Origin of the sequence: Pedomonas sp. (genome assembly GCF_036515995.1) — a bacterium.
Classification (GTDB): Bacteria; Pseudomonadota; Alphaproteobacteria; order Sphingomonadales; family Sphingomonadaceae; genus Pedomonas.
This window is the reverse complement of the sequence record NZ_DATBUP010000195.1, coordinates 1-7,235: the sequence shown is the minus strand read 5'-3', so window position 1 is coordinate 7,235 and position 7,235 is coordinate 1. Positions and strand designations below refer to the sequence as shown.

General features: G+C 63.6%; 8 protein-coding genes. All 8 read right to left on the bottom strand.

The window, feature by feature from the left end; all coding sequences use genetic code 11:
- A partial coding sequence (gene parC, locus VIG90_RS14495; protein ID WP_331594234.1) for a DNA topoisomerase IV subunit A occupies window positions 1-2,227 on the bottom strand: 2,227 nt, incomplete at its 3' end.
- A gap of 8 nt (window positions 2,228-2,235) precedes the next feature.
- Window positions 2,236-3,021 (bottom strand): DNA repair protein RecO, encoded by a 786-nt coding sequence (gene recO / locus VIG90_RS14490; RefSeq protein ID WP_331594233.1) that lies wholly within the window; start codon window positions 3,019-3,021, stop codon window positions 2,236-2,238.
- Window positions 3,022-3,108: 87 nt separating this feature from the next.
- Complete coding sequence (locus VIG90_RS14485) at window positions 3,109-3,708, bottom strand: hypothetical protein (protein ID WP_331594232.1); 600 nt, start codon at window positions 3,706-3,708, stop codon at window positions 3,109-3,111.
- Between the two features lie 84 nt (window positions 3,709-3,792).
- Window positions 3,793-4,212, bottom strand: coding sequence for a nuclear transport factor 2 family protein (locus tag VIG90_RS14480; protein WP_331594231.1), 420 nt, complete (start codon window positions 4,210-4,212; stop codon window positions 3,793-3,795).
- Between the two features lie 162 nt (window positions 4,213-4,374).
- Entirely contained in the window at window positions 4,375-5,319 is a 945-nt protein-coding gene (gene era / locus VIG90_RS14475) for a GTPase Era (protein WP_331594230.1), read from the bottom strand.
- Complete coding sequence (gene rnc, locus VIG90_RS14470) at window positions 5,316-5,999, bottom strand: ribonuclease III (RefSeq protein WP_331594229.1); 684 nt, start codon at window positions 5,997-5,999, stop codon at window positions 5,316-5,318. The genes era and rnc overlap by 4 nt, the downstream gene beginning before the upstream one ends.
- The gene (gene lepB, locus VIG90_RS14465; protein WP_331594228.1) at window positions 5,996-6,862 is read right to left on the bottom strand and encodes a signal peptidase I; all 867 of its coding nucleotides are present in this window, start codon (window positions 6,860-6,862) and stop codon (window positions 5,996-5,998) included. The genes rnc and lepB overlap by 4 nt, the downstream gene beginning before the upstream one ends.
- A gap of 110 nt (window positions 6,863-6,972) precedes the next feature.
- Window positions 6,973-7,235: holo-ACP synthase (locus VIG90_RS14460; RefSeq protein WP_331594227.1), on the bottom strand; the 263-nt coding region annotated here is incomplete at its 5' end.

Genomic DNA, 7,235 nt, shown 5'->3' with positions numbered 1-7,235 from the left:
TGCTCTTGGGGAAGCCCATCGGCGGAAGGCGGCCGGTCTGTGCCCGGGTGCCGATCCAGTCAGCCAGATTGGTCTCGGTGCGGGTACGTCCCGTCGAGCCGCCCATGGGCCAGGAAAGGCCATCCGCCAGCGTAAACAGGGTGACGTCCGAAAGGCCGCCGTCCTTGTACTTCTGGAGGGTGACGCCCTGACCGGAGGCCAGTTCAGGCACCTGCTCCAGTGGGAAGACGAGCAGCTTGCGGTTCTCGCCGATGACGGCGACGTGATCGCCCTCCACAGAGCGGAACACCACCAGCTTGGCCTTGTCCTTCGGGCGCATGACCTGACGGCCGGTGCGTTTCTCGGCCAGCACGTTCTCGGTGGAAACGATGAAGCCACGCCCATCGCTGGAGGCAACGAAGTACTTTGCGCCGGTTTGTGCCGGCAGCATGGTGACGATCTGCGCTTCGGCATCCAGGTCCACCATCAGGCGGATCGGTTCGCCGAACCCGCGCCCGCCCGGCAGCTTGTCAGCGCCCAGCGTGAAGATGCGCCCCGTGTCCGCCACCACCAGAATCTTGTCGGTGGTGTAGGAATGGAAGGCGAAGGCCGGGCCGTCGCCCTCCTTGAACTTCTGCTCGTCATCCAGGTTGATGTGGCCCTTCATGGCGCGCACCCAGCCCTTTTCAGAGCAGATGACGGTGATGGGCTCACGCTCGATCATGGCCTCGAGCGGAATGGACGGCATTTCTTTGGCGGTGTCGAAGGTGGTGCGGCGCTTGCCGAGCACGGTCTCGGGGCCGAACCGCTTCTTGAGGTCGGCCAGATCCTTCTTGATGCGCTTGGACTGTTTGGCGGGAGAGGCGAGCAGATCCTGAAGCTCGGCCTGCTCCTTGCGCAGCGCCGCGTCTTCCTTGCGGATCTCCATCTCCTCAAGCTTGCGCAAGCTGCGCAGGCGCATGTTGAGGATGGCCTCGGCCTGACGGTCGGTCAGGCTAAAGGTCTTGATCAATTCCTGCTTGGGTTCATCTTCCTCACGGATGATGCGGATCACTTCATCCAGGTTGAGGTAGGCGATCAGGTAGCCGCCCAGCAATTCCAGCCGGTCTGCGATCTTGTCGAGCCGGTACTGGGTGCGCTTGCGCAGCACGTCGAATTGGTGATCGAGGAAGGATTCCAGCGCTTCCTTCAGGCTCATGACGCGCGGGATGCGGTTCTTGTCCAGCACGTTGAGGTTGAGCGGGAAGCGGGTTTCCAGCTCGGAGAGCTTGAACAGGCTCTCGATGAGCACGGTCGGGTCAACGGTGCGGGTCTTGGGCTCCAGCACCAGCCGGATTTCCTCGGCCGACTCGTCGCGCACGTCCTCGAGGATCGGCAGCTTCTTGTCGTTGATGAGGTTGGCGATCTGCTCGATGAGCTTGGACTTCTGGACCTGATACGGGATCTCGGTGACGACGATCGCCCACGTGCCGCGGCCCTGATCCTCGATGTGATAGCGAGCGCGCAGGCGGAAGCTGCCACGGCCGGTCTTGTAGGACTCAAGGATCGATTCGCGGGATTCGACGATGACGCCGCCCGTCGGGAAGTCTGGCCCCGGAATGAGGTCAACGAGGCGCTCGGTGGTGACGTCCGGATTGTCCAGCAGCAGGGTCAGGCCGTCGACCAGTTCCGCCACGTTGTGCGGCGGTATGGAGGTGGCCATGCCGACCGCGATGCCGGCCGCGCCGTTGGCCAGCAGGTTCGGGAAAGCACCGGGGAAGATTTCCGGCTCTTCTTCCTCGCCATCATAGGTGGAGCGGAAGGGGACGCATTCCTCGTCCAGCCCCTGCATCATCTCGCTGGCAACGGCGGTGAGGCGGGCCTCGGTGTAACGCATGGCCGCCGCGTTATCGCCGTCGATGTTGCCGAAGTTGCCCTGGCCGTCCACCAGCGGATAGCGCACCGCGAAGGTCTGGGCGAGACGCACGAGGGCATCATAGACCGACTGGTCGCCGTGCGGGTGGTATTTACCGATCACGTCACCAACGACGCGGGCGCACTTCTTGTAGCCCGTGTTGGGGTCGAGCTTCAGCAACCGCATCGCCCACAGGAGGCGGCGGTGAACCGGCTTCAGACCATCACGCACGTCAGGCAGCGAACGCGCCATGATCGTGGACAGGGCGTAGGTCAGGTAACGGGTGGACAACGCTTCCGAGAACGGCTCGTCCTGGATGCGGTCGGTTTCAGGGACAGTCGGTGTTTTTGCCATGAAGGAGCTTATAGCGGCTTGGTTTCGGCGGGGCTACTGTTGTTCTCGTTCCGTTCGCGAGAAACTATGGATTCTATCCGATGGCGCGCTTCCCACAGGCTCTGGACGCGGCCGATCAGCACGTCACGGTCGAGGAAGTGGCCGGTGAGCTTCAACCCGTCGGCGATTTCAGCCCAGTCCGGCCACTCACCGGCCGCCAGCCCGCCGGGCAGCAGGAACGCAGGGAGCGGCAGGAGACGCGGCGCGTAAGGCAGTCCGGCCTCACGGCACACGGCCTGCGAGGACTTGGGGCTGACGTAGGCCAGATCTTCCATGGTGCCGGTGGCGGCGCAGTGGGTCAGGTCCAGCCCGAAGCCGAGTTCGCCCAGCAGAATCAGCTCATAGCGCACCAGCGTGGCCGCCCACGCGCGTTGGTCAGGGCTCACCTCCATGATGGTGAGAAGCGTGGCCAGCGCCTCATGAATGGCCGGGTAAGGCTGGCGTTCGGGGAGAGCGGCGGCTGTGAGCGCGGTGGCCCAGCCGAGAATGGCGGTGGCGAGGCGCGGCCCCAGCATCAGGGGCGCAGCGGAATGAGCAAGCTCCACGGTCATGTGGCCAAGCTGGGACTCGACGCGGGTGCGCCAGTCGATCTTCACCTGATTGCCGGGAACGAGCACCGGGCGCAAACGTCTCCCGGAGCCGCCGCGCACATAGCCCGCGATCAGGCCGTTCTCCGCCGTCATCACGCGCACGATGGCCCCGTTCTCGCCGTGGGCGGACATGGAGAGGATGATGGCAGGGCCGGACCAGTGCATGGGGGAGAGTCGCCTCGGATATGGGACTCTCCTGATAGGGCATGGCGGGCCTTTTTGGCAGGGGCAACGGGAAACGCCTCGCCTTGGTCAGTTGGGGGCGCGTACCGGACTGGGGGCCTGATGCTTCCACAAGGGCAGGCTCCAGTGGAGCACGGGTCCGACCAATACCGCAAATGCAACCGTGCCGACGCCGACCTTGCCGCCGCAAAGCCAGCCAAGCCCAAGCATGACAAGCTCAATCCCGGTCCGCACCCTGTGGAGCGGCCAGCCGTATTTGCTGTTCAGCCCCGTCATCAGGCCATCCCGCGCTCCCGGGCCAAGTCCGGTGGCGAGATATGCGGCTGCACCAATACCAGTTCCAACGATGCCAAGGAGCAGCAAGGCATAGCGGGTCAGCATTTCATCGACAGGCGGCAGGATCCAAAGGCCGACATCCGTCGCGATGCCGACAAGGATCATGTTGGCCACGGTGCCAATGCCGGGCTTCTGGCGCAGCGGGACCCACAATGTCAGGACTACGAAGCTGGTCAGGGTGAAGACCATGCCGAGGCTGAGGCCGGATTTCTGCGCGACGCCCTGATGAAAGACATCCCACGGACCCAGCCCGAGGTTGGCGCGCACCATGGCGGCAACGGCGAAGCCACAGAGGACGAGCCCGAGGAAAAGCTGTGTGAAAGCCCTGAGCATGGGTGCGGCTGCGTTTGTTCGGAGTGAGTGAGTCTGGCTGGAGCAGGCGCGAGCCACAGGCCCGGCCTGCTTGTCGCCCGATGATCAGAAGTTCAGTTCGAAGGACTGGTCGAAAATGACGCGGCGGTGGGAGAACTTCCAGCCGGCATCCGTCTTCACCACCGTATCATGGTGACGGCCACTAACGACGATCTTGGCTGCCATGGGGGCAGCGCCTGCGTTGACGTTGAGGAACATGTAGTTGGCGCGCACTTCGCCGTTCGTTTCCTCGATATACAGGTTGAAGTGCAGGTGACGGTTCTTGCCCCCGGTCTGATGCTCGGACTCCCTGGCATGTTCGATCTGGGCGGCGATGCCTTCGTACCTGATGGGGATGCCCTCCATCTCCGTGACGATTTCCGGAACGTAAAGCTGTTCCATGCCCGCCCAGTCTCCAAAATCCGAGCAATGAGCGAACCGGGCCACCAGTTCCTGAATGGCGTACTTGTCTTCCAGAGTGATCATGGCAGTGCTCCCCCTATTGATCGATCGCTGACCGAGCCAAGTGCGAGAAGTAAGCGATCACTCAGTTTTGGGCAAGCGTAATCCCTTTCCAAAAACCGGGGGGCAAGCAGACATGAAAAAGGGGGCGCGAGGCCCCCTTGCTGCATCAGCGTCAGGTGGATGTCACTCCACCCAATCCAGGCCGATGTCCTTGTAGATGGAGCGGTCTTCGGCCCAGTCCGGCTTGACCTTGACGAACAGGAACAGATGGACGCGGCGGCCGAAGTTGGCTTCCATCTCGGTGCGGGCGGCAGCGCCGAGCTGCTTGATGCGGGCGCCCTTGGCACCGAGCACGATAGCCTTCTGGGTGTCGCGCTCGACGTAGATGACCTGATTGATGGCGGCGGAGCCGTCGCGGCGCTCTTCCCACTTCTCGGTCTCGACGGTCGCTGCGTAGGGCAGTTCGTCATGCAGTTGGTGGTAGAGCTGCTCGCGGGTGATCTCGGCGGCCATGAGGCGCTGGGTCACGTCCGCCACCTGATCTTCCGGGTAGTGCCACGGGCTCTCTGGCATGAGCTTGGCGAGGGCCTTCTTCACGTCCGCAATGCCGTCGCCCTGCTGGGCGGAGACCATGAAGGTCTCGGCGAACTTGATGCGCTCGTGTAGCTTCAGGGTCAACTCGAACAGGCGCTCCTTGGGGGTGATGTCCACCTTGTTCAGCACGAGGAACTTGGGCGCGCCGGACTCGTCCTGCGCCAGATTGTTCAGGATGTCGTCCACCTCTTCGGTGATGCCGCGCTTGGCATCGACGATGAGGCAGATCACGTCCGCGCCCTGGGTGCCTTCCCAGGCGGCCTTGACCATGGCGCGGTCCAGACGGCGGCGCGGCTTGAAGATGCCGGGCGTATCAACCAACAGCAGCTGGGAATTGCCCTCGATGGCGATGCCGATGAGGCGGGTGCGGGTGGTCTGCACCTTGGCGCTGACGATGGCGACCTTTGCGCCGACCAGCGCATTGACGAACGTGGACTTGCCCGCGTTGGGCGCGCCGATAACGGCAACTTCACCGCACCAGGTGGTGCCTTCGGGTTGGCCTTCAGTCGGGATAATGGAGGTAATCTTAGTCATTTTACTGTCGTTTCTCTTACCTTGGCGAGCAGGGTTGCTGCCGCCTGCTTTTCGGCTTCCTGACGGGACTTGCCGGTCGCCTGAACGGGATCTTGCGTGCGCACGGCCACTTCGACCGTGAATTCGGGTGCATGGTGCGGGCCGTGCTTGCCGACAATGGTGTAGGCGGGCAGCGGCAGGCCGCGTCCCTGCGCCCACTCCTGAAGGGCCGACTTGGGGTCCTTCTCGACCGTGGCGGCACCGTTGACGAGGGGCTCCCAGGCGGAACGCACGAACTTGCGCGCCGCTGCCATGCCGCCATCAAGGTACAGCGCGCCGATAAGGGCCTCGCATACGTCGCCCAGCACGTTGACGGTCTCGTTGACCCTCTGGTCTCGGGCGGTGCGCTCAAGCCGGATCTGGCGGGAGGTGCCGAGGCTGCGGGCGATGTCGGCACAGGTCTGGCCGCGCACCAGTTCGACGAACCGGCGGTTCAGCTTGCCCTCGCTCTCGCTGGGGTATTTCTCGAACAACCATGTGGAGATCAGGAGGCCAAGCACCCGGTCCCCAAGGAATTCGAGCCGCTGATAGTTGCGGCCCGGCAGGGAAGTGTGGGTGAGGGCTTCGACCAGAAGCTCGGAGTTACGAAAACGACGGCCGAGCTTCTGCTCGGCCCACGCTTGCAAGTCTTCGGTACTCATTCAACAGCCTGGAACAGGCGGTCCCAACGGACGGTCTTGTGCCACTTCCATGGCGTCCACAGCTGGGCTTCGCCGTTGGTGGAGAAGAACAGGAACTCGGCGCGGCCGACGATGTTCTCGGCGGGCAGGAAGCCGACGCCGTCTTCGGCGGCGGTCAGACGGCTGTCAGCGGAGTAGTCGCGGTTGTCGCCCAGCACGAAATAGTGACCGGCGGGCACGAAGAACGGGCGGGTGGTGTCGCGCAGGCCGTCCGGGATCAGGTCCAGCGTCATGTAGCTGCGGCCGTCCGGCAGGGTTTCGCGAAACTGCGGATAGCGGCAGGTGATCTTGCCGTTGCCCTCGCTCACCCGATAGAACGGGAAGTTGCTGACGCAGTCGGTGTTCGGGGACACCTCCATCACACGGTCTTCCACGCGCTCGCGCTGGATCGGCTTGCCATTTATGTAAACGGTGCCCTGACGCATCTCCACCACGTCTCCGGGCAGGCCGATGACGCGCTTGATGTAGTCGGTGGAGTTGTCCTTGGGCAGCTTGAAGACGATCACGTCCCCGCGCTCCACGTCGCCGCCGAAGATGCGCCCGTCGATGGGGGCAAGGCCGAGCGGGAAGGAGTAGCGGCTGTAGCCGTAGGGGAACTTGGAGACGAACAAATAGTCGCCCACCATGAGCCCCGGAAGCATGGATTCCGAGGGGATGTTGAACGGCTCGTAGGCAACCGAGCGGAAGCCCAGCGCGATCAGCACCGCATAGACGATGGTCTTGATGAGATCCTTGCTCTCGTCGAGCCAACCGGTCTTGGCCGGGGTGGACTTGACGGCAGAGCCGGTTGCGGCGGTCCCCGTGGAGGTGTCTGGATCAGCCATTCTTCATAACCAGTTTAGGAAAATCTGCTCTTCGCCCGCAGGCGCGAGCCTGTCAAGTCGAACAGCCCCGCCCCCTGCCAGAAGGGTCCCCATGTCAGATGGGTGGCCGATCAGACGGGCCGGGCCGTAATGATGACGAAAGCCTGTGCCCAGGGGTGATCGTCGGTGAGCGTGAGATGGATATCCGTTGCCATGCCGGGAGGGGTCATCGCGGCCAGACGTGCCGCAGCGCCGCCGGTCAGATGCAGCGTGGGCTGGCCCGTGGGCAGGTTGACGACGCCGATGTCCTTCAGAAAGACACCGCTGCGAAAGCCGGTGCCCAGGGCCTTGGAGCAGGCCTCCTTGGCAGCGAAGCGCTTGGCGTAGGTGGCGG